Origin of the sequence: Sphingobacterium pedocola, assembly GCF_015209965.1 — a bacterium.
GTDB lineage: Bacteria > Bacteroidota > Bacteroidia > Sphingobacteriales > Sphingobacteriaceae > Sphingobacterium > Sphingobacterium pedocola.
Map to the genome: position 1 here is coordinate 2,225,265 of NZ_MU158689.1, position 25,356 is coordinate 2,250,620.

The following is a 25,356-nucleotide window of genomic DNA, read 5'->3' on the forward strand; positions in this document are numbered from 1 at the left end:
CTTACCTGCAGCAAAAAACTTCTGTATTCATAATAAAAATTTCCATATCCATAAATGTGTGTGATCTGAAAAAGATAGCTTTGGCCAAACAGCAAACGATGACTATACTAGGCATATATATCTATTTTATCGCAATCTTAGCCGGCTACCGTTCGTCAAAATACTGGCCTAGAGAATTGGCGTTATTCGGCTTTCTAAAAAGTCGGTGGCTGGGTATATCGTTCCTTATTATCGGCAGTATCGTATTTATAGTGAACAAAGGCTGGACGATAGGCCTACTTACAGCCCTCTGCATATATATGGCGACCGCATCTTGCCTGCTATTCATACTAAATTGTAATAATAAGATCCGACTAGCCGCATGCGGCATATTTCATCTTATCCTTTTAGTCGGATTAATCTCTGGTTTTTAAAAATTATGCCTGCAAATACAAAATACCTCAGCTCGCCGGGACAACGCATACTCAAAGTCAGTGCGGCCATACTTGGCGGATATCTTCTCTCAGGCGCTATACATCTTGCTGCGGCACGCATACCCTATTTCGGGATGAATCTGTTGATCACTGGTACGCTGACTATGTTCCTGCTTTGGGCAGTCTTTATGATTATCTCATTTTTGTCCAAGAATGGCTGGAAGATCTGGGGTATCTATATCGGTTTTACATTGCTATTTGGCTTGATCGCTTTTTACGGAGGAGGGCCATTATGAAAGGATTAGGACCTAGAGCATACAATATTTTATTTCATACACATACCGTGAGCGGTATCGTGATCAGTTTTGTGCTGTTTATCATATTCTTTGCTGGTGCGGTATCACTCTATAAGCACGAAATCTATCAGTGGGAAAATCCACAGGCGCGGGTTACAGCTGTCACTACTTTAGACTACGAACGACAGATTGCACGTATGGATTCCATACAATACGGAGCCAGTGAAAGCCACGAGATACGGGCAGTAATGCCCACCACCACCCGTCCAGTCTATACACTCTACGTTCCCGTAGAAGACTCTACAGGTGCCCGCTTTTTGACGTTCCTATATAATGCGCACAACGACCAGCTCACGGAGACAGCTTCAGGAGAATGGTCTACGACGGGCGAGACCCTGTACCGCTTACACTACCTCGATCAGATCCCGCTATATATCGGTCGTTATATTGCCGGCCTCGTATCGCTGTTTTTCGCGTTTGCCGTAGTTACGGGTTTGCTGATACACTGGAAAAATATAGTAGCTAAGTTTTATGCATTTTCGTTCAAGAAAGTAAGCAAACAATTTTGGACCAATGCCCATACCGCATTTGGCGTGATCGGTCTTCCGTTTCAAATGATGTACGCGATCACCGGAGCATTCTATATGCTCAGTCTCCTGGTCCTTGCGCCTACCGTATTGGTTCTATTCGACGGTGACGACCACAAACTCATTACGCAGCTCTACCCCACGGAGGAATTTCATGATCATCATGACGACAAGGGAGATCATCAACAAGCACCTGTTGCGCATATGTCAGTAGCAGAAGGCTTAGCAGTTATCCAGCAGGATTATAAGACATATCGTATCGCCCACATTGACATCATCAATAATGGGCATGACAATGCCGTACTAGGAGCCGAACTGATAGACGACCTGGCCTACAACAAAAATGGAACAGTAGTACTAGATCTGCATTCAGGCGAATATAAAATGCGCATTGAGCCAGGACAAAAGAGCTACACACAATCTATCCTACAGGGTATCAACGCGATACACTTCGGAAACTATGGAGGTTGGCTGACCAAAGCATTATACTTTGTGCTATCAATTTTCACCTGCTTCGTCATTATTAGCGGCGTATTGATGTGGAAAGAAGCACGCAATAAAGCTTCGTACACAGACCAGCAACGTAGGTTTCACCATCGTGTGACCAAAATCTATCTCAGTATCTGTTTCAGTCTGTTCCCTGCTACAGCTTTACTGTTTATCAGCGAGCAAGTGGTTGCCCCGTTTACAGGTCGAGTCGATATTGTCAATATTATTTTCTTTGGAAGCTGGCTGCTCCTTTCGGCGATAGCCTATATGTTGCCAACAGAAAAAAAGATTACACAATTTTGCCTTGTTACAGGAGGGATTTTCTCTTGTGCTGTCCCACTGGCCAATGGTATAGCGACAGGAGACTGGCTCTGGAAAACGGCCACAAGCCTTCGCTACGTATTCCTTACGGATATCACGTGGTTGATCACGGGGGTATTCGTCCTACTTATTGCTTATGCGATGCCCGGCAAGAAGGCCGTGAGAATACGGGGCTAATACAAAAGGTCTATGCCCCCTGCTTTTCTCGCAGCTTCATGGGAGAATAGCCTTGCGTCTTCTTGAAAGCGGCACTAAAATTTGATGTATTCTGATATCCCACCAGCAATGCTATTTCCTGTACGGAGAGCGTGGTATCCAACAGGTATTTTTTTGCCTGATGCATTCTAATATCCTGCAAGTACTCGAAAATAGTATTTCCATAAACCAGCTTAAATCCATTTTTTAGCTTAGTTTGGTTAATCCCCACAAAACGGGAAAGTTCCAGGATAGTGAGCGGCCTTTCCAGATTCGTACGAATCGTATCAGCGGCAAGGTGTATCTTTTGCTGATCAGCAACAGATAATGGTATGTATTCCGACTTATTTTCGGACTGTTCATATAAGAGTGCGATCAGTTCAAAAGCCTTTGACTCTAAGTATATCTTTCGCGTTAGACCATCAAATGTACAGTTTTTGATATCCTGAATGATATGGTAAATATTGGGACAAATACGCAACTGATGCGGGACGAGCGATGTACTGATTCCCCGATGGATGCTTTCGATAAAATCATCCATCAACCTCGATTCGCCGGCATAGCGATCCAAGAGTGTAACCGGCAAATGTATATCAAATGTTTGGTAGGCTGTATCCTTTTGGAACAGGATATTCGCTTGATTCTCATCAGCAGACAAAAATTTGATGTTCGCTGACTTTGCTGCTGTCGTTTGTCCCTTATTCGCTTTCCCTGTATAGAAGATGTCTTTATCCGATAAGTTTATTTGTATCTCCAGCAACGCATTATCACCTCTTCCATTTATATTGACATCCTCCTGCATGGCATAGTTGGCATTGACGATCGACATCTCCTTGCGAAGTACATACTCATCAAAAGTAATATCTCCCTTCGGCAACTTGAGATTAAAACGACTCGCTCGTATCTCATCCAACGACGAGCCAGGCAGCTCCTCGACAGACATAAAATCATTCAAATCGTCAGCTACTAACTGAATACCCATAATACGTGGTTAACTCTGATATAAACTTCTGCAATCATAATAAATACGTCCAAATTCATAACACCCAGCGTGTCGGAATAAATACATTTGCACCACAAATGTAATTTATAATTATTATAAATAAAAACTATTGTCACAGATTATAAAACACATGTCGTCTATCAGAATAATCTCTATACTATTGATCTGGGGATACTGCAGCATATTGTCTGCTCAGACGACGTCAATTGTATCTGGCATCGTATCAGATATCGACAATCGGCCTATTGATCATGTATCGGTGCACATCCAGGAGCTATCCCTCGTTGCAAATAGCAATAAGACTGGACAATTTTCCTTTTCCAACATACCATCAGGGACGTACTCGATTCAGGTCAGCAAAATCGGATACGATAGTCAAGTCAACGTGATCAACACCGCAACGCAGTCCGATAAGTTGCATTTTACCTTGCTAAAGGACACGTCTCAGATTGACGAAGTAACGATTTTTGGTTTTTCGCCAACGCAACTGGCAAACCGGCAGGCGTACAACATTACAGCAATAGACGCGACCAAACTACACAATACAACCACGGACATCGCGCATGTGCTGGATCGCGTACCGGGAGTCCGATTACGTGAGTCGGGCGGAGTCGGTTCAGACTACGAATTTTCTATACATGGTTTTTCAGGAAAGCGAATCCGGTTTTTCTTGGATGGCGTACCCATGGAGCATTTTGGCCCCGCTTTTCAGATCAACAATATCCCTATCAATCTGGCCGAACGCATTGAAGTATATAAAGGTGTGGTGCCTATATGGCTGGGCAGCGATGTACTGGGCGGTGCGGTCAATATCATTAGTGGCAGACAATGGCGTGACTATCTAGATGTCGCCTATTCTTTTGGTTCTTTCAACACACACCGTAGCAGCATCAATGCGGGCAAAACTTTTAAAAATGGATTTACGGTACAGCTCAGTGCCTTCCAGAATTACGCCGACAACAACTATCCTGTCACCGTTGATGCTTCGGATATACGAACGGGACAATATTTCCCCAACAGTCGCGTAAAACGCTTCCACGATCAATACCGTAATGAGACGGCGATCGTCAAACTGGGATTTGTAGATAGACCCTGGGCCGATCAATTGATCGCGAGCTTTACATTGGGTCAATATTATAAAGAAATACAGACCGGTGCCAGGATGGTAACCGTATATGGAGCTTGGCACACCCGCGGTAATATGCAGATGCCCGCGCTTCAATACCAAAAGAAGGATGCTTTTGTAAAAGGACTGACGATCCGTGCAAACGCTAACTACAACTTCGGAAGAGATCAAAGCATAGACACCGTGCACGCACGCTACGGGTGGATGGCAGACTCGATCCGTTTACGTGGCAATGGTGGCGAACTACAGTACAATCACTATATCTATAGAAATAATGCGGCCAATGCATCGGCAACAGTTACCTATGCTAGGGATGATCATTTCTTCGCATTTAACCATGTTTACAACCATTTCGACAGAAAAGGATTCAACGATATTGCTCCCCACGAACAGCAATACCGCATCCCACAGAAAACAGAAAAAAACATTACCGCATTAAGTTATCAATATAGTCCTTCAACAAAATGGAGCACGACGCTTTTTGGAAAGTACAACCAGCAAAATGCAAGAACAACGTTGCTCGAACTAGATCCAGCAAACACAGGGGATACACTATATCATTCTGTAGATTTTAACCGGAGCAACTTTGGATACGGCCTTGCTACCACCTACTTTATCACATCCCAACTACAATTGAAGGCTTCGTACGAAAAAACAAATAGGCTGCCCGAGAGCGAAGATCTCTTTGGGGATGTGATCAATAAGGAGGGAAACTGGGCCATTAAGCCCGAGCGCAGCGACAATTTTAATCTTGGACTAGACTATACCCTTCCTATCAACGCGAATCGCATTTTTTTCAGTGGAGCTGCTATCTACTACCACGCCAAAAATTACATCTATTACACATTTAACAACATCCAAAACCGGACGACCGCAAAGAATCTTGAAGGCGTATCCAATATGGGATTCGAATCGTCAATACGTTACTCCTATAAGCAAACTTTTGCTGCGGGCATCAACCTGACCTATCAAAATATCCGCAACATGCAACGCTATATTGAGTTCGGAGGTGTCCGTTTTGAAAGTAAGGATTACAAATTTAGATTACCCAATATACCCTACCTCTTTGGCCATGCAGATGCATCGCTATTTCTCAAAAACCTCTTTAGGCCAGCCGATCAGTTGACGATCTCTTACAATATGCTATATGTCAAAGATTTCTATCTGTATTGGGCCGATTCTGGACGCGACGATTCGAAACACGTCATCCCACAACAACTCGCACATGATTTGAATATTGTCTACACGCTGGCCAATGGGCGCTACAATGTAGGTCTCGAAGGCAAGAATATCAGCGACCAGATATTGTATGACAATTTTAGTCTACAAAAACCGGGAAGAGCCTTCTACCTCAAGTTGAGGTATTTCATTAAAAACTAATTTATCACTCAAATAAAAAAAAATGAAAGTAAATCATCTCATTCTTTGTGCTACTGCAGGTCTTCTTGTTTTTGGAGCCTGTGACAAAAAAGACACACCGACAATCGAAGAACCTATTGTCGAGATCCCAGAAGAAGGCAATTTTATCGTTGCCGCGCTCCCCTACAGGTCTACTATTTTTGGAGGAGCAGACATACTCTACACGAGCAGTACCTTGGACGAAGGAACAATAGCAACCGAAAACAATGGCTTAGAGCAAGATGGCAGCAACCGCAATTACCTGACTGCGAACGGCAAATTTTTCAGCTTTCTATTTGGCCAGACGGGCGCCGGCGCCGTTACCGTATATAATTTTAATGCCCAAGGGGTTCTCCACAAACTATCAAATTTCCAATCGGAAACGATGACCGCTCGGGGTACCGTTGGAGAAGATGTGCTCATGATCAAAAATGCCTGGGAACCTGCTCAAGACTACTCGCAATGGTATCGCGCGAATACCAATACGATGCAAATCGTAGGACAAGGCGAAATCAACACCAACAAACTATCCGGAAATGGCGAAATGGCACTCTTTACAGGTATCACACAAGTGGGCGACAAGGTATTTGCTCCTTTTTTAAGCATGAAGACCGGACGCTCATTTGCGACCAGCTACCGTGATAGCTCATGGATAGCCGTGTATAGTTATCCTGGTATGCAATTAGAAAAAATCATTCGTGACAACCGTACAGGATTTATCGGTTCTTATTTTGGCAATGGTCTAGACGTCGATGAAAATGGAGATGTTTACGTTATGGCTACCTCACTTGGTGCCGATGGTGCTGCACGCTCTACAAAACCTGCAGGATTTATGAAAATAAAAAAAGGAACAACCGAATATGACAAGTCATACTTCTTCGATATTACGGCGGCATCCGAGGGGCACTTCTTGTTTCGAAAGCTCTACCTCGGTAAAGGAAACTTTTTGTTAATGCTATCCCAAACATTTAGCACATATGCCACCAACCCCAATAAATTTGCAATTGTTAATGTAAACGACAAGTCCTTCAAATGGGTAACGGGACTTCCAGCACAGGTAGTCAATGTATCACAATACAGCACCAATTACGCGCCATTGGATGGAAAAACCGGATATGTAGGCATTACAGGAACTTCAGATGGTACAACCATTATTTCTGGTGTGTATAAATTCGATGCGGAGACCGCAACGGCCACTATAGGTCTGCAATTTGCACCCACCACTGATCTGATGAGTGCAAATATTATCTCATCGGTAAACTGGGCTCCTATTCGAAAATAGAAATAAGCGTTCCTATACCTCGGTTTAGTCCTTATTCCGTTATTTTTTGAGATAACGGAATAAAGACTAAATTTCGTTGACATTATAAAAATGCTATCGAGGCGTGTATATCACGCGTTACCTTCAATTTTTCATGGATCATTTAGCGCATGAAATTCAAAACTCCTACATAAAAGTGTAGCACTACCACAAAAAGTCGTACCTATTTTCGTATTTTTCTTTTATGAAACGGGATTTTTAAAAGAAGCTAGAGCCATTCTTTGCCTTGCAACTGTGTCTTGTTTTAGTATTAAATTAGGTAGATTTGGTTAGGCATAACTGATATATACATGTGTACATTCTTAAATAAATCCATACACCTTTTCCTACTGGCCATTTTGCCGACAGTATGGCTGAGCTGCAGCAATCCCAGATCTACTGATGGACAGCAGAAAGATCTGGGGGACATTGGCGCTTCAACTACGGGCCGCTGGTTTACATACTGGAATGCGGATAGTACTCAATTTGGTTTTAAAGATGCCGCCGGAAATATCATGGTCGAGCCTAAATTTGTCGGCGTATCATACCTTTATGTATTGGATCATATCACAGCCGTCACCGAAGAAGTAGATAATAAGTGGTCAAGTTATTATTTGACCAAAACCGGAAAACAATTTGGCCGGGATAGTCTATATTTTTTCGACAATACCCCAGATTGTGAGCATGAGGGCTTTATCCGCTTCAAGAATCATACGACTGACAAAGTAGGCTTATTAAATAGAAATGGTGACGTGGTTATTCCTGCCGAGTATAATGATTTAACACAGGCTAGAAATGGAATGATCATGGCGTTGAAGGGTGCCGAGAAAAAATATTACATGGGAAGAGAGCATTACAGTTGGGAAGGTGGCAAAGAGTTCCTGATCGATACGAACGGCCATATACTGATTGAAAATTTCAAACGCGACGATGACTTAAATTTCTATTCCTTAGCAATATCGAACAAAGCAAGTCGCGATACCACACGAAAAAGCTTCAAAGCGACCAATAATAAGTATTACGTCTTCGTTGACTTTGATAGCGAATTTAAAGCTTGGTTCAAAAACGATTTATTGTCCAACTTTACAAAAGAAAACCTGCAGAATAGTGCACATGATTCGATCAGCTTTTGGAAAAAAGATACGGGTTGGATTACCCAAGAAAAACGACTTTTTATAGACCGCAACTTTGATCTCATTCAATCAAAATTAATGTCGCTGAAGGATGACAAACCTGATTATCATATTTTCACCGACGGGATTCGCTCCTACAGTTATGAATCGGATTTTTTTACCAAATTCTATAACAACTGTGGTGACCCCCTAACTTGGAAGTATCCCGTAAAACAGATCGTAATCTCGTATAACATTAAAACGGACTTACAACAGGATCACTTTGAATTTTTGAGAACAGATGATGGCTACAAACTTATAAGTGTCTCGATACCGTAGGTATGCAACGGATCAAAAACACATTGTCAGAACAATATGAATTGCACAGCTATATAAAATGCCGAACAAAATATATCTTCCAAATGAAACGAAAGATATCTTTTGTTTCAAACAAAAGATATGTTACTTTTGTAATGAAAGATAAATTGATATGATACGGCAAGAAAACGGATACGTGTTGCAAATTTAAAGCGGATCTTCCGTTACATGGCGATCCCACAACCAAATAGCATATTGGCTAAAAATCTCCGGAAGCCCCTCAAATTCGGCATCGAGCACATATATGCCTCCAATTTCTTCCCCATCGGGTAGCAACAGCCTGCGTTCGCCTTTCATCTCCAACCGATCGCTATGTGCCTTATACATCACAATATGCAATTCCGAGGGGCTAATATCACCACTACAGGCCAATTGATAAACCAGCCATATTTCGGCATGGCCATCCTTGTCCAGATCGGTAATGCGTACAGCAGGTTTTATAAATTCAGCCACAATATCTAGCGGACAGTCGTCGACAAAATCGGTAAATGTCCATATTTTTTTTAATCCCGCTTCCGTCTTGAGGTAATGATGCCCCCATACAAATGCATTGCGGTACCCCTCCTCGTCTGATTCCTCTTCACCCGTTTCGGTAAGCAGCAGATAATGTTCCCCTGCTTTATCCTTCCAGCTGATGGCTTCCACATACTCACCACGGTATTCTATATCGTGGAATTGGCTTGGATCCAGGGAATCTACCGATACCTTAAAATCAGCGAAAGTGTCAGGGTTTACCCTATCCTGCCCATATGCAATGCCTCCTAGGGAAAGCAGTACGATAAACGTAATATTCCTTATGCCCATAGTATATGTATCTTTAAATAATCAACCCGCCTTACCGCGCCGACTTCATCGCTTTCACTTTCTTGACGCTGTTATCAGACAGGAAGCGTTGGTATTCTTCAGTCTCCATACCGACGAGGGCAATCCGGCCGTCTTTGTCTGCATGGATGCCGAAACCGTACGTTTTTGACAGTGGCGATGCCCGGAGGCAGGCCTGCCCTTTAGCGAAGAAATGTGCTCTCGCCTCTTCGTATTCGTCTTCACGCAACTCGCTTCTTTCAGCAAACACCTTAAAGAGCACATCGTCCGAGGTGAATACATAGGGATTTTTATCGATCAGCTGGAACTGCATTTCCGCTACGGTCCGCTTGTCCTTTACGGGAGGTACTGTGCCGCCTGTAGCTTTTGTATCTTCCGCTACCTCGATAAATGTGTTGTAATAATTTGTACTGTGGACTTTCATAGCTGCATCTGCTTAAAGCTTAATCTTGTCGGCAATTAGGTTGCCAATAATAGGAAGCGGCGTAAACTGTTCCTTTGATGCATTGATAATACCTAATATGATAAAGACAAGTGGAACGAACGATAATATACCACCCACCGGTGCTAAAGGTGGAATAACGAAAAATAGAATACGTAAAATTACGGACCAACAAAATGAGAATATAAATACGCCCAATGCCTGTTCCAGATGAAACTTGACCAAGGGGGTCCGTGTGTTGCGGCTCTGAAAAAAGGCAATCAACCAACCGATTATCGTGATGTAGGCAATCATAGAAATCGTTTTACTGCTCATTGTATTATTCTTTTAGTGTACACAAAGGTAATCTCTTCCGCACAATATATATCCACGAAAACCAGTATTTTCATTTTTTATACCGAAAATAAACTCGAAAATACCGATTTTGCATAAAAACACAAATATGATATTCTGCTTTACACGTACACTTATTATCACCTTATTCTTATCATCCACGTTGCTTTTATTTTCATGTTCGGATAAGAAAGACCCCCTTACAATTGATGAAACGTCGTCCACGTTTCGGTTAAAACATCTTACTACGAAAGAAGCCGTTGTAGAAGCGCTTGGCAACTTTACGTCCGGGTGGGACCTCGGAGCGCTCAGCATTACCAATATGGGGCCGTACCCGAAGTTCCCTTATATCTATTATTACACGCTGCTTATGAGTAGGGACAATGGGGGCAGCAGTAACAAAGAAACCATCCGTTTACACGTGCAAGCCGGAGGTCCTGTCGATTCAGACGTTACGTTGCAAGCATTTTTAGAAGAACACAAGGATATGGCTGCTGTACATGTTGAACGGTTAAGAAATTACCCTGGTGTATATGTGGTAAAAGGAAAAGAAAATGATAACGATCAATGGCTAATCGAATTGTATACGCCCCATATTGCCAAAGACGGCAATCACACCATGCACTCCGTCCACCTTACCGGTCTCCAAACGCCTCCCGTAGCGGATGAAGTAGCTGTAACAGCCATGCTGGCGTTATTGGAAGAAAATAAAGAATAAAAAACCTATAAATGAATTCCCAAATGATTTTGCTTGAAAAACCACCTATGCTATTCCGACTTGTTCTTACATTTATCACCACCGGCTGTTTATTATTATCGATTTCCTGCGGAAAAGATCAAGGCGCTGACGAAGATATCGTTACTGGTCAGGGAGCTCGTTTAAAACACATTACGCAAGGTACTGAGGGACATGGATTAATTGAATCGCTCATGCAGGATTATAGTTTGAGCAGCGAATCATTTACCAATGTCGGCAGTTATCCTATCCCGGTGTATACCTATTATTACACCCTTAACTGGGAATGGAATCAGAATAGTGATCAAGTAACCGCGCATCGCGTGCTAAGCTGTTCGGCGGGAATGGGTATAGACAGTAAAGAAGAAATTTTAAAAAAAGCCCACGGGTTTATCGAAATACAAGACGATCGGCTGGGCAAGCCCCCCTATCAAAATGTATTTGCCATCCGCTACCAAGATCAGAAAAAGGAAGATTGGCGTTACGAGATACATATCCTCAAGGTTATGAATAATATGCGGAATCAAAACATCACCTTAACAGGCTCATACGGCCCTGTACAGCGTGATGACATTGCTGCATTGGCTCCCAATCCTCCCGACGAAAAGACAGTTATTACCGAGCTCTTGAAACTTCTTGAACCTATTCAGTAATAACGACATGTTACGCTTACAAAGAGAGTAGAAGACTTGGGATTTGGCATACTTAGCGGCCTAAATCCTGTTCAGGACGGTGAAATCCAGTGAGCGGATTACCAAGCAGTAAATAGAGTTTAATATATACCGCCGCCGTCGTCGTTTGCCCTCCAACAGCCGGCTTACTAAGTAACTGGCCGCAGCACCGATCGCGGCAATTAGCGCGGTATGCAGCATATTAGACCAATCGAAGCTATTCCAGATGCAGCACCCTCTAAGATTGCCGCGTCGCTATGCTCCTCGCAATGACGAGGATAACAGTTCTGCCCACTAGTCACCAATCACTAACCTCGCTAAGATTGCCGCGTCGCCGTTTCCCCGCTAACAGCCGGCTTACTAGCTAACCAACGGCAGCATCGATCAGAACAATTTCAATGTAAAAAAACGAAATATCAATAAATTATTTATATTTACACCACAAACTTATTAGCTTAATTTTATGAACAAAATAACACTTGTTCTATGCTTTGTAATTATATTCCTTTTTCAATATAGTTGTAAACAAGAAGAAACCATACCCTATAAAGACGAAAAGCCAACGCAAGTAGAAACGCTAGCTGTCGAAATTATAAATTCAGAACAAGTTGTATTAACTGCAGCGGTAACCTATCTCAATGCGCAAGCAAAAGTTGTTGATCACGGCTTCGATGTCGAATACTATGATGTTAGTGGAAAAAGAGGCGTGCACAATTTCTCCCTCGGCAAAGACGCACAACCTGGAAAGATACGCTTTCCCCTTACCGGCGAGTGGAAAGTTACGGCCGATAGGGGTATCAACTATACATACTACCTTCGAACAGAACAAGATACCACTCGAGGCAATATACAGAATTACAGCAAAGACTACGCTAATCCGTTCTCTATACATCCAAACCAAGAATTCAAGGTCTATGGCGGAGAAAAAATCACTCTAAAAGGTAGTTTTGAGGATATTAAAGGCAAGTACAACCTGGTTATAGACATCAATACCAATTCCAGTGTAACTGTTCCATTCGATATCACGGATAATAACACGAGTCTACAACTCACTTTACCTCTGAGCATTAGCGCCAATAAAGTTGCATTATATTTGACACCAATAACAAACAACGGAAGCTATCCCCATAAGCATTATTTAATAGAAGTCGACATCCTCGGAAAGTTAAACCCACCGTCAAATTACACATTATCATGGGCAGGTTTTTTACAGCTACAACCAAGCGCTGATAGCCCTACCTATCCTTCCTTTCAAGTTATCGTAGGTAATAGGATGGTACGTTATGAATCGTATATTTTCATACGTGATCACATCAATGCATCAGAAGGAGACAGTTATCGCTTGGGTTATTACAACGGTAGAGACACCGTTATTTTCCCCAATAAATTGCAGATCCGACGGCCAGATCCGACGAAGATTGAATTTGTAGAAAACCGGATCCATCCTTACGGATTTGCACAAATCAAAAATCTAACTACAGAGGATATCTTCGGTGGCGTAACCTACCAATTTGGCTCGCAGGAAGTACAAGTAGGAAGTAACAACCAAGGTACAATGAGTTTTTCTATCGGAGATATGGCGGAGGGTAAATATCCATTGACGATTAAGAGCAATAACTATACGGTAAGCAGCCAAGCTACGCTCGGTGTCGAAAAACTAGTAACTACCCGCCTACATCAACAAAATACGGCCATGGGAAGCGAGGTGATAGTCTATGGCAATTTTATCAGCGGGAAGTACTACAGCGCTGTATTTGAACAAAATACAGTCTATGGAATACTAGCTACAGAAGGGCAAATTCGTTTTACTATCCCGCTGTTGAGCGCTGGTAAGCAGAAATTGTCTATCGGCTACAGCAACTACAATAGTGAACAGCATATTGTACCCACTACGCTGAGTATTGATGTAGCTCCCGCGCAGTATACCGGATTTTCTCCCCATAAGGGAGAACCTGGATCTATGATTACGTTAAAAGGAAAATCACTTGCGTTTGCAACTGTATTTTTTGGAGACACCTTTGTATATGCTTATCGAATGAATCCATCAGGAGATGAGGTGCAAATTGAAGTTCCACGGTATGCACAACCCGGCAAGTATAAAATCAGCGCCCGTGTATTTACGCATTGGATGCAAGTAGATGAAGTCTTTGAAGTTGTCAATCCCTAAATAATATGAATATTTTTCGAAGATACAAACCGTTACCATTTATAGGAATCTCCCTATTGTTACTGACTCTCTTTCAGGGATGCAAAGAAGAAACCATTGTAACGACCGTAGACGTTACCCCTATTAGCTTTTTTGTTGAAGGGATCAACGTAATCAATTCAGAGCAGATTAAACTAGAAGTTACCATCCAATACCTTAACGATGAGGAAGTCATAGATTATGGCTTTTCGTTCAAAAAGTCGGGCTACAATTATACCGAACAACTCGTTAGCTTAGGTAAGAGCCCTTCGATCGGTCTTTTAGCATACGATTATAAACCCAAAGAAAAATTAGAACTTGGTCTGTATTACGAGTATTATTTTTACATCAAAACCAATAGGGGGTACTATAAAAGCTATACCAATTCCTTTTCGTATTCTGGCCTAAAAACTATTTTAGAAACGATGCCTTACGGCTCTGGCGAGACGGTAACCCTAAGCGGGGATTTTAGCATGCTAGATGAGAGCTATAAGGTACAGATACTCGATATCAATACGCGGCAGTTACCGATCAAATTAAATGATGCCCGTACCACATTGTCTTTTACACTACCGGCCAATTACAGCGCCCACAATAAGATTGTTCAGGCAGTGCTTGTCCATTATGAGAGCAGCAGATTTTTCAGTCAAAATCTCGTACGAATCAAGCTCTTAGGAAAAGTATCGCCCCCTATACGAAAGAGTTACTACTACTATGAAAGCTTAGTTTTCAGCGGCATCAACAATAATGAAATTTACAATTACGATGGCAGTCTGCGTTTAATTATTGGTGATAAAGTTGTTCCTTATCGATCTGAAATTAAGATCTCAGATATTGGTGATCTCGAAGGGTCGAGCTTCCGTATTGGATACGCCAACGGCCGTGACTCCGTCATATTTCCCGACCCAATCACAATTCTGCTTCCAACAGCAGAGATGTTACAGCTCCGGGAACACAGAGTACACCCCTTTTCACAATTGCACCTTGTACAGCGCGATATGATGTTAAATTATTTCATCTACGCGGGTATGCCCATCCTAAAAATTGGCACTCACGACGCCGTATATTATGACGACAATCAGGGCAACACCCCCTCGTTCCGAATTGGCGATGTTCCAAACGGAAATTATCCCATTGGGCTTAGCCACAAATTGGGAGAAATAGAAAGTCCATATTTCTTAGAAGTAGAAGAATTCGACTGGCATGTACTTCCAGACCAAAAGGTCCATTATGGTGACAAAATCACGTTTAAAGGCACTTTTATCAATGGCAGGGAGTACGGCATACAACCGTTAGAAATTCCACACTATCGGATGGGGGCCATAGCGAATAACAACGAGATTACCGTTGAGATCCCTTTTAATGTGGGGAGCCGTACGAGCTGGAAAATTGGCTACAATATCGGTGGTAATCAAACACGATTTGCTGATAAAGTCCAGATCATCGACGTGCTACCGATCACCTTTGATGGCGTCTCGCCATTACGAGGTACCACCGGAGAGATAATCACGTTAACCGGAAAAGGTATTAAACACGCACAACGATACTATATCGGCGACAGAGAGATCATCCCTTATACTATAAGTACGGATGAAGTGAGGTTTGCCATCCCCTTCAACATTCCGCGTGGCACCACCCGACTTTCCATATTAAGTAACAATGAATTAATTTTATCACCAGTCTATTTAGAAATTTTTTAATGCGAATCTTACTGTATATCATCCCGTCTATATGCGTGTTTTTGTCTTCGTGTCGCAAGGTCGAAAATATCATGCAAGCAGAAGAAACAAAGCCTATCGTGCTCGAAGCAGCTATTCTTGAACACTTGGATGCAAAATCTGCGCGTTTCTCCTGCCGAATAACATCTTTAAACAACGAGGAAGTTAAAGAACATGGAATCATTTTGTACTCCGGAATTTTTCCGAATGTGAAAGAAGAACAAGTGTCCATTGGTGGTAAAGTTGAGATAGGAAAGATCAGCTACAACTATACGCCCTCGTTGCCGTTCGAAATTGGCAAAAATTATATGGTTGCCTTTTATGTTCAGAGCGAAAAAAGCTTTTACCGAAGTGGGCTAATTAGCTTTAAGTGGAACAATGTTCAAGTTAATCCACAAAATGATCTAAGCGCTACGGCTGGAGAGACGATCACGATAACAGGTAATTTTGAAGGGATCGACGAAAAGTTCATCATCACAGATTGGAATACAAGCGCCACGACACCTTTTACATTGAGCGGTGATAAAAAATCCCTATCTTTTGTTGTCCCAAAGACAACCATCCCACATGGTTCTATATTGAATTTCAATCTATCTAAGCGTACAACAGAAGGTGGCAATGAATTCAGCACGATCGCACTTTGTCGTGTGAAGATATTAGCCACAATCAGTCCGCTAGAACGATCGCAATTACACCTATCTGATGCCATCCCATTAAAGGGCAACAACCTACCCAATATATACGAAATTCCGGCCGATCTTATGCTTATCATCGGGGACCAAAAAATCAGATACCAAAATCCGCTTCGGTTAACAAGTATAGAGGGGCTCAAAGGCAACAACTTAAAGATCGGGTATTCCAACGGCAGGGATGAGATCATTTTTCCCGAACCTATCCAGCTAATTATCCCTAATAAGAATGACATACGATTCAATGAAAAAGTAGTACATCCAGGTAGTCAACTACGGTTACAAGGTTTAGAATTCGCTAAGTTTTTCAATTACGGTAGCACCAGCTTTAAGGTCGGCGGTGCTCCGCTTACACAAGCAATAAATCCGTTTCCATATAACCTGGATATAATAGTTCCCCAAGTAGCGGATGGTCATCACGCTGTGGAAATTATTAGTCCTTTTTACAATGGAATTGTCAGTACCGAAAAAATAGAAGTTAAGGCGCTCAAGTTGAGCGGCCCGAGTCAAGTTAATGCGCACGTGGGCAGCACAATACAGATAAAAGGTAGTTTTATTAATGGCAAGATCTATGAAGTTCATATAGGAGGCCACACCATCTATAATATCATTCCACAAAATGGCGAAATCAGTTTTGAAGTACCCAATCTCAAAAGCGGAAAAAACGAGGTTAAGATAAGCTATCGTCACGAGAGCTGGGATAGCCATTTCTCAACAAGCCCGTTTACCGTATTCGTTGAGAAAAGTACCATAACTAGTGTTAGTCCTTTGGTAGCATACGCAGGAGACGTCATTACCGTTACTGGCCGAGGTTTAAATACAGGTTCTTCCTATACCCTCGGCGGGCATTATATCAATGTCGTTAATAAAACGGCCGATGGCTTTAAGTTTCTAATTCCTTCCGGATTTCAGAAAGGGAAAGCACGCCTAACGATAGAAATTAACGACGATATCATCCAATCGGAGGATTACATCGAAGTGAAGTAAATCGAGATTAGTAAGAAGATATATTAAACTCCCGAGGCATTACGCCCCGGGAGTTTGTTTTAGTACCGCCGCCGTCGCCGTCTGCCCTGCAACAGGCGACTCACTAGGTAACTTACCGCAGCTCCGATAGCGGCCATTAGCGCGGTATGCAACATATTAGACCAGTCGAAACTATTCCAGATGGAACACAGCGTTCCACCTAGGGTACCTGCCTGTACATTATTCAGTGGCCTCATCACCTCCCTCCTTTCTTTCTGCAATATCAACCTCCGCTTGTTCGTCGTCATCAATATAACCGATGATGACCTTGCCTTCTTCGCTATTCTTCTGATCCCGGATTCCTGCTTCCTGTTTCCCGTCATCCGATCCCTGATCCCCGGTTCCCGACCCCTGCTTCCCGATCCCCGATTCCTGGTCCCCCTTACCCAGTACCGATTCAATAACGCCCAGCCCGACGGCTACGTATTTTAGAATGTTCAATGCCTTTCCCGGCAATTTGATTGGAGCCAGCAGTACCACCTGTACCGCTTGGCTTATTTTGTTTATAATGTTTTTCATTTCTACTTTGCGGATTCGCGAATTTGCCTATCTGCGTATTCGCCTATTACCAAAAACACTTCTGCTTCCATATCCCAGAGGCTGTACACCAGTGCTTTGAGCTTTTCCAACGCTTTACGGCTGTGGTCGCCTGTGCCTTCCCCGGTGAGCGTCGTAACCGGAGCGATGCAGCCGCGCAGATCACGCTCGGCATTATTAGCCGCATGGATCAGGATTGCTTCGCGGCCGAGTACATTCGGGATGCCGATCTGCTCCCCGTTCTTCGGGTAGATTTTTTTCTCTAGTTTGTACCGTCCTTCCAGTATGCAGCTCAGCCGCCGCAGGTTGTTCCGATCCGGTAGTTCTATGGTATGACAAATATGTTCACCTTTATAGGTGATGGTTCCGTTTGTTCCCTTCTCTCCGTATTTCCGTCGGAGATAGAGTGTTGCTGTATTCATTAGTATTGAGTATTGAGTATTAAGTAGTGAGTATTAAGCAGTGGGTATTAAGACCTAAACCGTCATTGCGAACCGAAGCTTGGGGATATGTCGTGGAGTGAAGCAATCTATAAAGATCGCCGCGTCGTTCCTCCTCGCGATGACGGACATCAAACCTGTCGTCATTGCGAACCGAAGCTTGGGGATATGAGGTGGAGTGAAGCAATCCATAAAAAGATTGCTTCGTCGTTCCTCCTCGCAAAGACGAGAAGAAACATCTCCCGACCTCTAACTCCTTCCACCTAACCCCTAGTCACCAATCACTAGTCACCGGTCACCGATCACTACGGCACATCCACCTGCACAACCGTTAATGCATTGTACATACCGTTTGAAAGCGGATAGTACCCTCCATTTACATGTTGCAAATAGCTGATCCCCATCAATAGGATTACCCCACTTTCTGCCTGCGGCAATAGCTGTACGCTAAGCGTTTCGGCTGCGGATACTTCGCTTTTTCCGATGTCCAGGTAGGTTGACCGTGCGATGGATATCTCATCCGCATCGGGATTCTGCGCATCGAATTCTGCCGCGACAAGCTGGATCTGTACGTGGGTAGCGCCTTCTAAAGCTTTGATCACTTTTTTCGCAGTCATTTCGGGCAGTTCGAAAATGCCCTCACCACTGCTTCGGTCGTAGACCGGCCGCGCTTTCATAAAAAAGACTTCGCCTAGCTGTGCTCTGAGGTTGCACTCTACCCCCACCAGCTGCGGTAGATTGGCAACCAGTACCTTCCGCTCGCCCCGCGCATTTTCATCATCCAATTTTAAGACGCGGTGCATGCGGCCAGTAAGCCTTCGGCTAAACTGCGGGTCAGCACCCTGTGCCAGCAACTCGCGAAGCTGGTTACGAAACTGTTTGGAACCATTTGCGGCACGGCCGAACTCCTGGCCGTTTTCTTTGGTTCGTTGGAAACGCGGATCGTTGTTGATCTGATCTTTGGTAGGCCCGGTCTTCATACGAGCCTGATAACCGCGTTTGTCTTTGTAGAAGGAAAGATCCCCGATCTTACCGTTCAACTTGATTAAACTTTCTTGTCTTGCCATGATATTATATCGTAAATGACATCACAAAGGTGTGGTATCAAAAAGTAGGCGCTGTCCCAAATGTCCCCTTTTGGGTATAAATAGGGTCGGATGTATCCATATGGGGTCAAATGGGGTCAAATGTCCTTCGGAATATCAATAAATGGTTTGTAACTTTAGGTTAACAAAAAAGGCATAACTTATTATAAACAATCTGCAGTTATTCGCCTAGTACTCGCTCCGTATTCGTTAAGTATACGCTAAGTATAGATATAGTATTAGAAATGAAGATGGAAAAAAGTACTTTAAACACGCTTTATCACTATTGAACCTATATGGAAACAACAAAAAAACACATCGTAAATATTAACCATTAGTCAAAAACAGATCATTATGAATGAACGCGTTTGCATTTATGCAAAAGACATCAGTGTCCTCTTGGGGAAGAGTTACAAACAGTCCGTACGGATCCTTCGTACGATGAAAGATGCGTATGGAAAAGATGCCCAACAGTACCTTACGCTCGAAGAGTTTTCGGATTACACGGGTATTGATATGGAGATCATCCGGGCTAAGTGCCTAAAAAGGTAAGCTCAATGTATACCTGATGTCGACATCCAACTTTGGTTATTTTTCTTTTTCTACATTTTATATCAATATCCGAAGGATTGTTTACATCATCACCGTATCCTACCTATCTCCCCTAATTTCGCTTGGACGAGCATTGTACCAGTCCAGAAATTTTTTCACGTAGGTTTTATTCAGTTTCAAGTTTCCCGAAAATGGAGCGTGAAGATAAATAAGCCGCGTACGGCTTTCACCTTTTTCTACTCGGTCTATGATATTGTACCGCACGATAAAGGACGAGGTACAAAAAAAGCGAGGATCATTGATCAACCTTTCTTTGACATCTTTGAGTGCTCTAAATTCAAAATTATAATCATCCGCACTTTTATCATATCCCTTTACGCGCTTCCCGACCATATCAAAGAGATAAAAATCGTTGAGTACCAGTTCGTATTCTGTCCTGTTGCGATAGGCTTTCACCAACGTAGAAGCAGGCAAGTCTTCTTTCTGTTCTTCTTCCGATTGGACATAGATTTTAAGCTGCATGGACTGCGCACGCAGCAGCCGTATCCTGTAGGCTCTAAAGATTACCACGGCGGCTTCTAAAGTGTATAATACCACTTCCACAAGCAATACGATCAGCAGTGCGCCTATCACGATCGGCAGAACAAGTTTTATATATCCGCTGAGCGAAAACGCCCGTTGGTGGCTGACGAAATAAAGCCATCCAAATAGTATGGAAGCGAATGTGGGGACGACAAGGCCCTTCAGAATAAACAAGGCTAATACAGATTTACTCGAGCTAAATTGCGATAGCCTAGGCTTTTTATAGCGTAGCAATGCGCCTGTTGCCCAGAACAGTAAAAAGAAGCCCACGAGGTGTAAAAAAAATTGTATTGGAAATCCGTCGACGCCAAATATCTCAAAAAATCCTTCCGGTTCACCATAAGAAAGCACGATGTGAGCGGCTAAAATGGCAACGCCGGTGCGGCATGAAAATATGACGGCTTTTCGTCGGTTGTACAGGTTCTGCATAAGTATAAATTTGGGTTGAGCATGTAGTAGGTCAGTATAGTAACTGTCCAGAATATCGCCTTTGCGTCTAAAATGTCGCCATAAGCAATCACGAACTTACGAATAAAATCGGGTTTTTTCTACTTTAGAATTCGATTTAAATTATTTAATCATTTAATACTATAACAATTTAAACAATGAGCAATGTAATGTATTCGTTCGACACGCAAGGCGTGGACGCGAAAATGAAAGATCTTTATGCAAAACCTGATGCAGCAATCGAGGCCGAAGCGGTATCGGTATCCAGCGACTTTGTTGCCTGGATCGTCCTGAATTTTTATTTAACCGAAGAGCAGGTGATCTACCTCAAATCCTTGGGACCAGCATTTGCCGAATCGAATGGCAATGACCTGGCATTTGCTTTTCGAAACCGGTTAGATGTGACGCTTACCAAAGGAGATATCAGTGCCCGTACCATCAAGTTCATCCGAAAAGAACAAAATGTTACGACCGTCTCGGAACCTGAGCAAGCAAGCGACATAGCGGGCAGCATTGATTACTACATTAGTTAAGCAAATAGTATGGTCCAAAACACAGATGCAAAAAACAGTTTAATCCAAACACTGCGATCGTATATAGATATATCTGAAACACTCGAACGGCAGCTCCGTGAGCGAACAGCCGTGAGAAAGATAGGGAACAACAGAAATTTGTCATTATATGAGGACGCGCATTTCTTCGTCGATACCGGTTTAGTGAAGAAACAGCATACAGAGCACGATGACGTAACCCATTTCATAGCAGATCATGATTTCGGGATCTTCCATTCAGCAGGGCTGAGTTACGAACTGCTGACACTCGAACCGACTACTCTGGTAACGATTCATGCCGAAGATTTGACGAGTATACTCGCACAAAATCCAGGACTGCTGGCGGCATATCAAAAACTGTTACTGTTTTGGGCCATGCAACGCTTAGCGCGCAACGAGTTATTAAACCTGGGTGCCAGCGAACGCAAACAACATTTCATCCGTCATAACCGGAAAATCGTAAATCGCGTACCGAACAAGGATATCGCTTCATATTTAAAGATGACGCCCAATTACTACAGTTCGCTATGAGCAGGCAGGGTGCATTCAATCAACTACTACAAAATTGTAGTTTGAGTCCTACGATTTTGTAAAAGGATGATACGCCATCGCCCGTAATTTAGCCAATAGAAAAAGAAAGAAATAACCGAAGTACAGACATGAACGCACGAAGCAACAGTTTAAGATTTCTACCGCAGCAGCTACCAACACCAGATGATAGCTCCAACATCGGCCTCTTGCCGATGAGCTACTTCTCTATGAGAGACAGGCAAGCGCTAGCGGATAGCAGTTTTAATGAGCTTGCTTTTTGCACAGGCCCTGCGCTATGGCGTTGGCGTAAGTTTGCGCTCTTCCCCCGCGGGCGGGGCGGGGAAAATATTCAAGACCGCTTGCTATAAAAAAAGCAATGCCCCCGGAAGCCGGAGGCACAGCGGCCAACATGCGAGTAACATGTTGTAACCTTATAAATCTAAGTAAAGATAGTTAAAAAACGGAGGTCATTATGGCTTGGTTTTCATTGAATCCAGGTGGTGATCCTACGCAACCGAACGACTATACATTACAATCTAGCGAACCTACTTGTAGTGGACAAAATCAAATCTGCGCAGTGCAGGCAAATCCTGACGGGTCAAATAACCCGCAGTTGACAGCAGCACTCAAAGATGAAATGATTGATGCACTACACAATAGAACAGCTACTGATAATGTAAGTCTTAGGAATGCGTAAGGATTAATCACCATCAGCGAACGTTTAGGAAGGGGTTAGCGACGAGCTAACCCCTATTGTTTTTTAATCTTCCTCCTCAACGACCAACACCTTAACTTCTGTTTCCTTCTCTACCAACTTTAAGCCATATGTGCTCAAAATTTTATCAAGCTGCTTTCTGTCCTGATAATCAGGGAGCACAAAAAATGTGGACGATTGTACAGCATCGATTACGGGAGGGTACTTCCCGGAGAAATCCAGCATGAATGCCAACACACCCGTACCCTCAATACTTTGCCCATGGCGAGGAGGGTTTGCAGGTTCTTTGAATGCCCCTTCGATCACGAGCGCATTCATTTTCTGCGTCGACCAATACACCTTTATTCCCAATAAACTGTTCAGATCATCAACGACAACCTTCGCCTGCTTCGCTAATTCTCTGGATTTTGTATCGTACCGTTCATAACAGATACCATGCTCGGACAGCCACACCTGGCTTTGTCCATCTTTTCCAAAATAATCGTATAATGTAGAATCTTTAACCTTCCATACGATTCGTTCCGGCCTTAGAATAAATGTCGGTTTTTCAACCTTGGCAAAAAGGGATGTATAACTACCCAAGATCGGCATATTGTAAAATGATGTTTTGTACATGCCGGTGATACTATCCTGCTCATACTTGAATGAAGAGGTAGGCATCCCGTCCTGAAAATCTTGTAGCGATACCGACCCCATTTTACCGTTGTTACCCAAATTATTTTCTTGCGAAAGCTTACCGTAGTCATTTTTAAACGGCAGCTCAACATGTCCATTTTCAATAAGCTCATCAATTAAAGAACTCTTCACGAAGTCGGCATGTGTAACGGCTTTCACCGTGTCCATATAGAGCCACGCTACATGTGGAATGGTGCGGTGTGGAAAATATTTCCGCAACAAAGAATCGCTGTAGATCACGGGCAAGTGGATCTTATGCTCCAGTACGAATTTATTCGATGACCAAAATTTTTCGATGGTTTCCCTATCCTGCCAGGTAACCATTACGATCTGTAACTGGTCTCCCATTTCATCTTGCAGCTTTTGCAATTTTGGAAGAGATGCGATACAGCTCACGCAGTATGTATCAAAGAAATCCAATATCACGACTTTGTCTTCGTAATCGCTCAGCATGATCTTATTCTGCTTATAGAACAGAACCTGTTGCGGATCCAACCGAGGCATCGCTTCCCCTACCCCCAGCTGCTTACTCAAATCCACCTGCTTGTGTTGAGCATAGCCGACCGCCGCTACGCTCCACAAAATAATATATGCTATAATCTTCTTCATGTTTTATATTCTTATTTATTAACGTTCGGTACGAAGGACACAACTACCTCCTATTCTGCTCCATACCAGACTGTTCTATAACGACCAATGGAATTTTGATGGCGTATTTCGGAGAGTTTGGTTCCAACTGGAACTGTTTACCATCCACCTCACGTACGAGTGTTTTCGCAAATCTGCTGTCCTGATTAAGCCGTTTCAGATCCGACCATCTTCGGCCGCGAAAAACAAGTTCCTTCCTTCGTTCTTCCAATATGATGGTCAACAGCTTATCGGCATTCGATTCCGTTACGGGTGTAAAAGTGTCACGCGCAAAGCGGTTTTCCAAGAGTTTATTTAGATCGCTCAAGGCATTGCTAACGCTTCCGGTCCGTACCGCTGCTTCTGCCCGGATAAGATACAGTTCGGAAGTGGTTAGCCCAACAAATAATCCTCCCGGTGTATTATCGTACGATCCCTTGAACGCATAGGTTCCCGGATCAGAGGAATTATGACGGAAGAAGGCTTCCTTGCGAATATCAGATTCATCATAAGAACTATACAATGCCGTAGCAATACGCCCGAAACCTTGCGATAGCGGATCTGAAATAACACTAACCGCCGGGAATAAAACCTCTGCATTGAATCGCGGGAAAGGTAAAGCTATGGCCGGACTGATGCTATTATAATCCAACAGCGCGGACTTGAGCGATAAGCACGAATCGGCATAGAGAAACGCGTCGTGATAGTTACCCATATCTAGCAATACGCGTGCTAATCCCGCATAAGCTGCAGCTTTGGACGGTCGGCCCAGTAATGGTTCGTCATTCGGCAATACCTGTACAGCACGTTTATAGTCGTTAACGATCTGATCATAAGATTGTGCCAGGGAAGCCCTTACCGATTGATAATCCAGTGCGGGGCTCAGCCGTAATGGAATACCCCATTCCGCTGCTGCTGTTGCTGTAGAATACGCAGGCGCAAACACCGATGCGAGCTGGTGAAAGGCAAAAGCGCGAAAGAAATATGCGTGACCAGCGACACGCTTGTACCGTTGCTCCTCTTTCCTCCTATCCAAATCCGCCAACAGCGTTAGCACCTCATTACTACGGTACACTACACGATAACTATTTTGCCACTGCACACTGTTAACGATATCCTCATTGGACCAGATATGCGCATTGCGCTCATCCACATCGTAAATGGATTGCCAGTCGGCCGATCGCACAAAATAATCATCTGCCGCTATCTCGCCATACGTTGGATAGCCCATGTTCATGGTTCCATAATCGTTGAGCAGCAGATCAGCATGGTCCAGTGTTTTGGGGATGGCCATTTTCTGGTCGGGTTTAACATCCAAAAAACCGGAACAGGAGGCCAAAAGAGCTGTGATTAAGAGATATATTAATTTCATAG

26 protein-coding genes are annotated in these 25,356 nt (G+C 43.3%); 15 read left to right on the forward strand and 11 right to left on the reverse strand.

Annotated features, from left to right (window positions below):
- Nucleotides 1-418 precede the first annotated feature (418 nt).
- Together C4F40_RS09385 and C4F40_RS09390 are read left to right on the forward strand one after the other, a co-directional pair.
- Nucleotides 419-709 (forward strand): hypothetical protein, encoded by a 291-nt coding sequence (locus tag C4F40_RS09385; RefSeq protein WP_196939061.1) that lies wholly within the window; start codon nucleotides 419-421, stop codon nucleotides 707-709.
- On the forward strand, nucleotides 706-2,283 hold the full coding sequence (locus C4F40_RS09390; protein WP_196939062.1) for a PepSY-associated TM helix domain-containing protein: 1,578 nt from the start codon (nucleotides 706-708) through the stop codon (nucleotides 2,281-2,283). Before C4F40_RS09385 ends, C4F40_RS09390 begins: the two co-directional genes overlap by 4 nt.
- Before the next feature lie 10 nt (nucleotides 2,284-2,293).
- On the opposite strand, the gene C4F40_RS09395 is transcribed toward C4F40_RS09390, so the two are convergent.
- On the reverse strand, nucleotides 2,294-3,283 hold the full coding sequence (locus C4F40_RS09395; RefSeq protein ID WP_196939063.1) for a helix-turn-helix transcriptional regulator: 990 nt from the start codon (nucleotides 3,281-3,283) through the stop codon (nucleotides 2,294-2,296).
- A gap of 151 nt (nucleotides 3,284-3,434) precedes the next feature.
- On the opposite strand from C4F40_RS09395, the gene C4F40_RS09400 reads away from it, so the two are divergent.
- From C4F40_RS09400 to C4F40_RS09410, 3 genes are all read left to right on the forward strand, one after another.
- Nucleotides 3,435-5,810, forward strand: coding sequence for a TonB-dependent receptor (locus C4F40_RS09400; protein WP_196939064.1), 2,376 nt, complete (start codon nucleotides 3,435-3,437; stop codon nucleotides 5,808-5,810).
- Nucleotides 5,811-5,832: 22 nt separating this feature from the next.
- Nucleotides 5,833-7,110 (forward strand): DUF4374 domain-containing protein, encoded by a 1,278-nt coding sequence (locus tag C4F40_RS09405; protein WP_196939065.1) that lies wholly within the window; start codon nucleotides 5,833-5,835, stop codon nucleotides 7,108-7,110.
- A gap of 329 nt (nucleotides 7,111-7,439) precedes the next feature.
- Entirely contained in the window at nucleotides 7,440-8,579 is a 1,140-nt protein-coding gene (locus tag C4F40_RS09410) for a WG repeat-containing protein (RefSeq protein ID WP_196939066.1), read from the forward strand.
- Nucleotides 8,580-8,765: 186 nt separating this feature from the next.
- On the opposite strand, the gene C4F40_RS09415 is transcribed toward C4F40_RS09410, so the two are convergent.
- Genes C4F40_RS09415 through C4F40_RS09425 form a run of 3 tightly spaced genes read right to left on the reverse strand, consistent with a single transcriptional unit; the run spans nucleotide 8,766 to nucleotide 10,197 of the window.
- Nucleotides 8,766-9,422: a M949_RS01915 family surface polysaccharide biosynthesis protein gene (locus C4F40_RS09415; protein ID WP_196939067.1), complete on the reverse strand. Its 657-nt coding sequence runs from the start codon at nucleotides 9,420-9,422 to the stop codon at nucleotides 8,766-8,768.
- Between the two features lie 31 nt (nucleotides 9,423-9,453).
- Entirely contained in the window at nucleotides 9,454-9,864 is a 411-nt protein-coding gene (locus tag C4F40_RS09420; protein ID WP_196939068.1) for a DUF6157 family protein, read from the reverse strand.
- A gap of 12 nt (nucleotides 9,865-9,876) precedes the next feature.
- Nucleotides 9,877-10,197 (reverse strand): DUF4870 domain-containing protein, encoded by a 321-nt coding sequence (locus tag C4F40_RS09425; protein WP_196939069.1) that lies wholly within the window; start codon nucleotides 10,195-10,197, stop codon nucleotides 9,877-9,879.
- A 127-nt stretch (nucleotides 10,198-10,324) separates the two neighbouring features.
- Here C4F40_RS09425 and C4F40_RS09430 point away from each other — a divergent pair, with 127 nt between their 5' ends.
- The 5 genes from C4F40_RS09430 (at nucleotide 10,325) to C4F40_RS09450 (ending at nucleotide 17,201) form a co-directional block, all read left to right on the forward strand.
- Nucleotides 10,325-10,933, forward strand: coding sequence for a hypothetical protein (locus C4F40_RS09430; protein WP_196939070.1), 609 nt, complete (start codon nucleotides 10,325-10,327; stop codon nucleotides 10,931-10,933).
- A gap of 11 nt (nucleotides 10,934-10,944) precedes the next feature.
- Complete coding sequence (locus C4F40_RS09435) at nucleotides 10,945-11,604, forward strand: hypothetical protein (RefSeq protein WP_196939071.1); 660 nt, start codon at nucleotides 10,945-10,947, stop codon at nucleotides 11,602-11,604.
- A 481-nt stretch (nucleotides 11,605-12,085) separates the two neighbouring features.
- Entirely contained in the window at nucleotides 12,086-13,789 is a 1,704-nt protein-coding gene (locus tag C4F40_RS09440) for a hypothetical protein (RefSeq protein ID WP_196939072.1), read from the forward strand.
- 5 nt (nucleotides 13,790-13,794) lie between these two features.
- The gene (locus tag C4F40_RS09445; RefSeq protein WP_196939073.1) at nucleotides 13,795-15,507 is read left to right on the forward strand and encodes a hypothetical protein; all 1,713 of its coding nucleotides are present in this window, start codon (nucleotides 13,795-13,797) and stop codon (nucleotides 15,505-15,507) included.
- 71 nt (nucleotides 15,508-15,578) lie between these two features.
- Nucleotides 15,579-17,201: an IPT/TIG domain-containing protein gene (locus C4F40_RS09450; protein ID WP_196939074.1), complete on the forward strand. Its 1,623-nt coding sequence runs from the start codon at nucleotides 15,579-15,581 to the stop codon at nucleotides 17,199-17,201.
- Between the two features lie 59 nt (nucleotides 17,202-17,260).
- Here C4F40_RS09450 and C4F40_RS09455 read toward each other — a convergent pair whose 3' ends face one another.
- The 4 genes from C4F40_RS09455 to C4F40_RS09470 all read right to left on the reverse strand — a co-directional run bounded on the left by C4F40_RS09455 (nucleotide 17,261) and on the right by C4F40_RS09470 (nucleotide 19,284).
- Nucleotides 17,261-17,437, reverse strand: a complete 177-nt coding sequence (locus C4F40_RS09455) for a hypothetical protein (RefSeq protein ID WP_196939075.1) — start codon at nucleotides 17,435-17,437, stop codon at nucleotides 17,261-17,263.
- On the reverse strand, nucleotides 17,421-17,759 hold the full coding sequence (locus C4F40_RS09460) for a hypothetical protein (RefSeq protein WP_196939076.1): 339 nt from the start codon (nucleotides 17,757-17,759) through the stop codon (nucleotides 17,421-17,423). The genes C4F40_RS09455 and C4F40_RS09460 overlap by 17 nt, the downstream gene beginning before the upstream one ends.
- Before the next feature lie 2 nt (nucleotides 17,760-17,761).
- Nucleotides 17,762-18,199, reverse strand: a complete 438-nt coding sequence (locus C4F40_RS09465; protein ID WP_196939077.1) for a DUF5675 family protein — start codon at nucleotides 18,197-18,199, stop codon at nucleotides 17,762-17,764.
- Nucleotides 18,200-18,522: 323 nt separating this feature from the next.
- Nucleotides 18,523-19,284: a hypothetical protein gene (locus C4F40_RS09470; RefSeq protein WP_196939078.1), complete on the reverse strand. Its 762-nt coding sequence runs from the start codon at nucleotides 19,282-19,284 to the stop codon at nucleotides 18,523-18,525.
- Nucleotides 19,285-19,656: 372 nt separating this feature from the next.
- Here C4F40_RS09470 and C4F40_RS09475 point away from each other — a divergent pair, with 372 nt between their 5' ends.
- Nucleotides 19,657-19,854, forward strand: coding sequence for a hypothetical protein (locus C4F40_RS09475; protein WP_196939079.1), 198 nt, complete (start codon nucleotides 19,657-19,659; stop codon nucleotides 19,852-19,854).
- A gap of 99 nt (nucleotides 19,855-19,953) precedes the next feature.
- Here the strand turns inward: C4F40_RS09475 and C4F40_RS09480 are convergent, their stop codons facing one another.
- Nucleotides 19,954-20,865, reverse strand: coding sequence for a hypothetical protein (locus tag C4F40_RS09480; protein WP_196939080.1), 912 nt, complete (start codon nucleotides 20,863-20,865; stop codon nucleotides 19,954-19,956).
- A gap of 176 nt (nucleotides 20,866-21,041) precedes the next feature.
- Between C4F40_RS09480 and C4F40_RS09485 the strand changes: the two genes are divergently transcribed.
- The 4 genes from C4F40_RS09485 to C4F40_RS09500 all read left to right on the forward strand — a co-directional run bounded on the left by C4F40_RS09485 (nucleotide 21,042) and on the right by C4F40_RS09500 (nucleotide 22,662).
- Entirely contained in the window at nucleotides 21,042-21,416 is a 375-nt protein-coding gene (locus C4F40_RS09485; protein WP_196939081.1) for a hypothetical protein, read from the forward strand.
- Nucleotides 21,417-21,425: 9 nt separating this feature from the next.
- Complete coding sequence (locus C4F40_RS09490) at nucleotides 21,426-21,965, forward strand: cyclic nucleotide-binding domain-containing protein (RefSeq protein ID WP_196939082.1); 540 nt, start codon at nucleotides 21,426-21,428, stop codon at nucleotides 21,963-21,965.
- Nucleotides 21,966-22,093: 128 nt separating this feature from the next.
- A complete protein-coding gene (locus C4F40_RS09495) occupies nucleotides 22,094-22,333 on the forward strand; it encodes a hypothetical protein (RefSeq protein WP_196939083.1) in 240 nt (79 codons plus the stop codon).
- A gap of 104 nt (nucleotides 22,334-22,437) precedes the next feature.
- On the forward strand, nucleotides 22,438-22,662 hold the full coding sequence (locus C4F40_RS09500) for a hypothetical protein (protein ID WP_196939084.1): 225 nt from the start codon (nucleotides 22,438-22,440) through the stop codon (nucleotides 22,660-22,662).
- Between the two features lie 63 nt (nucleotides 22,663-22,725).
- On the opposite strand, the gene C4F40_RS09505 is transcribed toward C4F40_RS09500, so the two are convergent.
- Both C4F40_RS09505 and C4F40_RS09510 read right to left on the reverse strand, forming a co-directional pair.
- Nucleotides 22,726-23,964 carry a TlpA family protein disulfide reductase gene (locus C4F40_RS09505; RefSeq protein ID WP_196939085.1) on the reverse strand — a complete coding sequence of 413 codons (1,239 nt, stop codon included), beginning with the start codon at nucleotides 23,962-23,964 and terminating at the stop codon, nucleotides 22,726-22,728.
- 43 nt (nucleotides 23,965-24,007) lie between these two features.
- Nucleotides 24,008-25,354 (reverse strand): RagB/SusD family nutrient uptake outer membrane protein, encoded by a 1,347-nt coding sequence (locus C4F40_RS09510; protein ID WP_196939086.1) that lies wholly within the window; start codon nucleotides 25,352-25,354, stop codon nucleotides 24,008-24,010.
- Between the last annotated feature and the right edge of the window lie 2 nt (nucleotides 25,355-25,356).

What these genes read in the sequence shown, in the direction of transcription:
- C4F40_RS09385 (WP_196939061.1), top strand. Translation starts at nt 419, where the DNA reads ATGCCTGCAAATACAAAATACCTCAGCTCGCCGGGACAACGCATACTC.
- C4F40_RS09390 (WP_196939062.1), top strand. Translation starts at nt 706, where the DNA reads ATGAAAGGATTAGGACCTAGAGCATACAATATTTTATTTCATACACAT.
- C4F40_RS09395 (WP_196939063.1), bottom strand. Translation starts at nt 3,283, where the DNA reads ATGGGTATTCAGTTAGTAGCTGACGATTTGAATGATTTTATGTCTGTC.
- C4F40_RS09400 (WP_196939064.1), top strand. Translation starts at nt 3,435, where the DNA reads ATGTCGTCTATCAGAATAATCTCTATACTATTGATCTGGGGATACTGC.
- C4F40_RS09405 (WP_196939065.1), top strand. Translation starts at nt 5,833, where the DNA reads ATGAAAGTAAATCATCTCATTCTTTGTGCTACTGCAGGTCTTCTTGTT.
- C4F40_RS09410 (WP_196939066.1), top strand. Translation starts at nt 7,440, where the DNA reads ATGTGTACATTCTTAAATAAATCCATACACCTTTTCCTACTGGCCATT.
- C4F40_RS09415 (WP_196939067.1), bottom strand. Translation starts at nt 9,422, where the DNA reads ATGGGCATAAGGAATATTACGTTTATCGTACTGCTTTCCCTAGGAGGC.
- C4F40_RS09420 (WP_196939068.1), bottom strand. Translation starts at nt 9,864, where the DNA reads ATGAAAGTCCACAGTACAAATTATTACAACACATTTATCGAGGTAGCG.
- C4F40_RS09425 (WP_196939069.1), bottom strand. Translation starts at nt 10,197, where the DNA reads ATGAGCAGTAAAACGATTTCTATGATTGCCTACATCACGATAATCGGT.
- C4F40_RS09430 (WP_196939070.1), top strand. Translation starts at nt 10,325, where the DNA reads ATGATATTCTGCTTTACACGTACACTTATTATCACCTTATTCTTATCA.
- C4F40_RS09435 (WP_196939071.1), top strand. Translation starts at nt 10,945, where the DNA reads ATGAATTCCCAAATGATTTTGCTTGAAAAACCACCTATGCTATTCCGA.
- C4F40_RS09440 (WP_196939072.1), top strand. Translation starts at nt 12,086, where the DNA reads ATGAACAAAATAACACTTGTTCTATGCTTTGTAATTATATTCCTTTTT.
- C4F40_RS09445 (WP_196939073.1), top strand. Translation starts at nt 13,795, where the DNA reads ATGAATATTTTTCGAAGATACAAACCGTTACCATTTATAGGAATCTCC.
- C4F40_RS09450 (WP_196939074.1), top strand. Translation starts at nt 15,579, where the DNA reads ATGCAAGCAGAAGAAACAAAGCCTATCGTGCTCGAAGCAGCTATTCTT.
- C4F40_RS09455 (WP_196939075.1), bottom strand. Translation starts at nt 17,437, where the DNA reads ATGAGGCCACTGAATAATGTACAGGCAGGTACCCTAGGTGGAACGCTG.
- C4F40_RS09460 (WP_196939076.1), bottom strand. Translation starts at nt 17,759, where the DNA reads ATGAAAAACATTATAAACAAAATAAGCCAAGCGGTACAGGTGGTACTG.
- C4F40_RS09465 (WP_196939077.1), bottom strand. Translation starts at nt 18,199, where the DNA reads ATGAATACAGCAACACTCTATCTCCGACGGAAATACGGAGAGAAGGGA.
- C4F40_RS09470 (WP_196939078.1), bottom strand. Translation starts at nt 19,284, where the DNA reads ATGGCAAGACAAGAAAGTTTAATCAAGTTGAACGGTAAGATCGGGGAT.
- C4F40_RS09475 (WP_196939079.1), top strand. Translation starts at nt 19,657, where the DNA reads ATGAATGAACGCGTTTGCATTTATGCAAAAGACATCAGTGTCCTCTTG.
- C4F40_RS09480 (WP_196939080.1), bottom strand. Translation starts at nt 20,865, where the DNA reads ATGCAGAACCTGTACAACCGACGAAAAGCCGTCATATTTTCATGCCGC.
- C4F40_RS09485 (WP_196939081.1), top strand. Translation starts at nt 21,042, where the DNA reads ATGAGCAATGTAATGTATTCGTTCGACACGCAAGGCGTGGACGCGAAA.
- C4F40_RS09490 (WP_196939082.1), top strand. Translation starts at nt 21,426, where the DNA reads ATGGTCCAAAACACAGATGCAAAAAACAGTTTAATCCAAACACTGCGA.
- C4F40_RS09495 (WP_196939083.1), top strand. Translation starts at nt 22,094, where the DNA reads ATGAACGCACGAAGCAACAGTTTAAGATTTCTACCGCAGCAGCTACCA.
- C4F40_RS09500 (WP_196939084.1), top strand. Translation starts at nt 22,438, where the DNA reads ATGGCTTGGTTTTCATTGAATCCAGGTGGTGATCCTACGCAACCGAAC.
- C4F40_RS09505 (WP_196939085.1), bottom strand. Translation starts at nt 23,964, where the DNA reads ATGAAGAAGATTATAGCATATATTATTTTGTGGAGCGTAGCGGCGGTC.
- C4F40_RS09510 (WP_196939086.1), bottom strand. Translation starts at nt 25,354, where the DNA reads ATGAAATTAATATATCTCTTAATCACAGCTCTTTTGGCCTCCTGTTCC.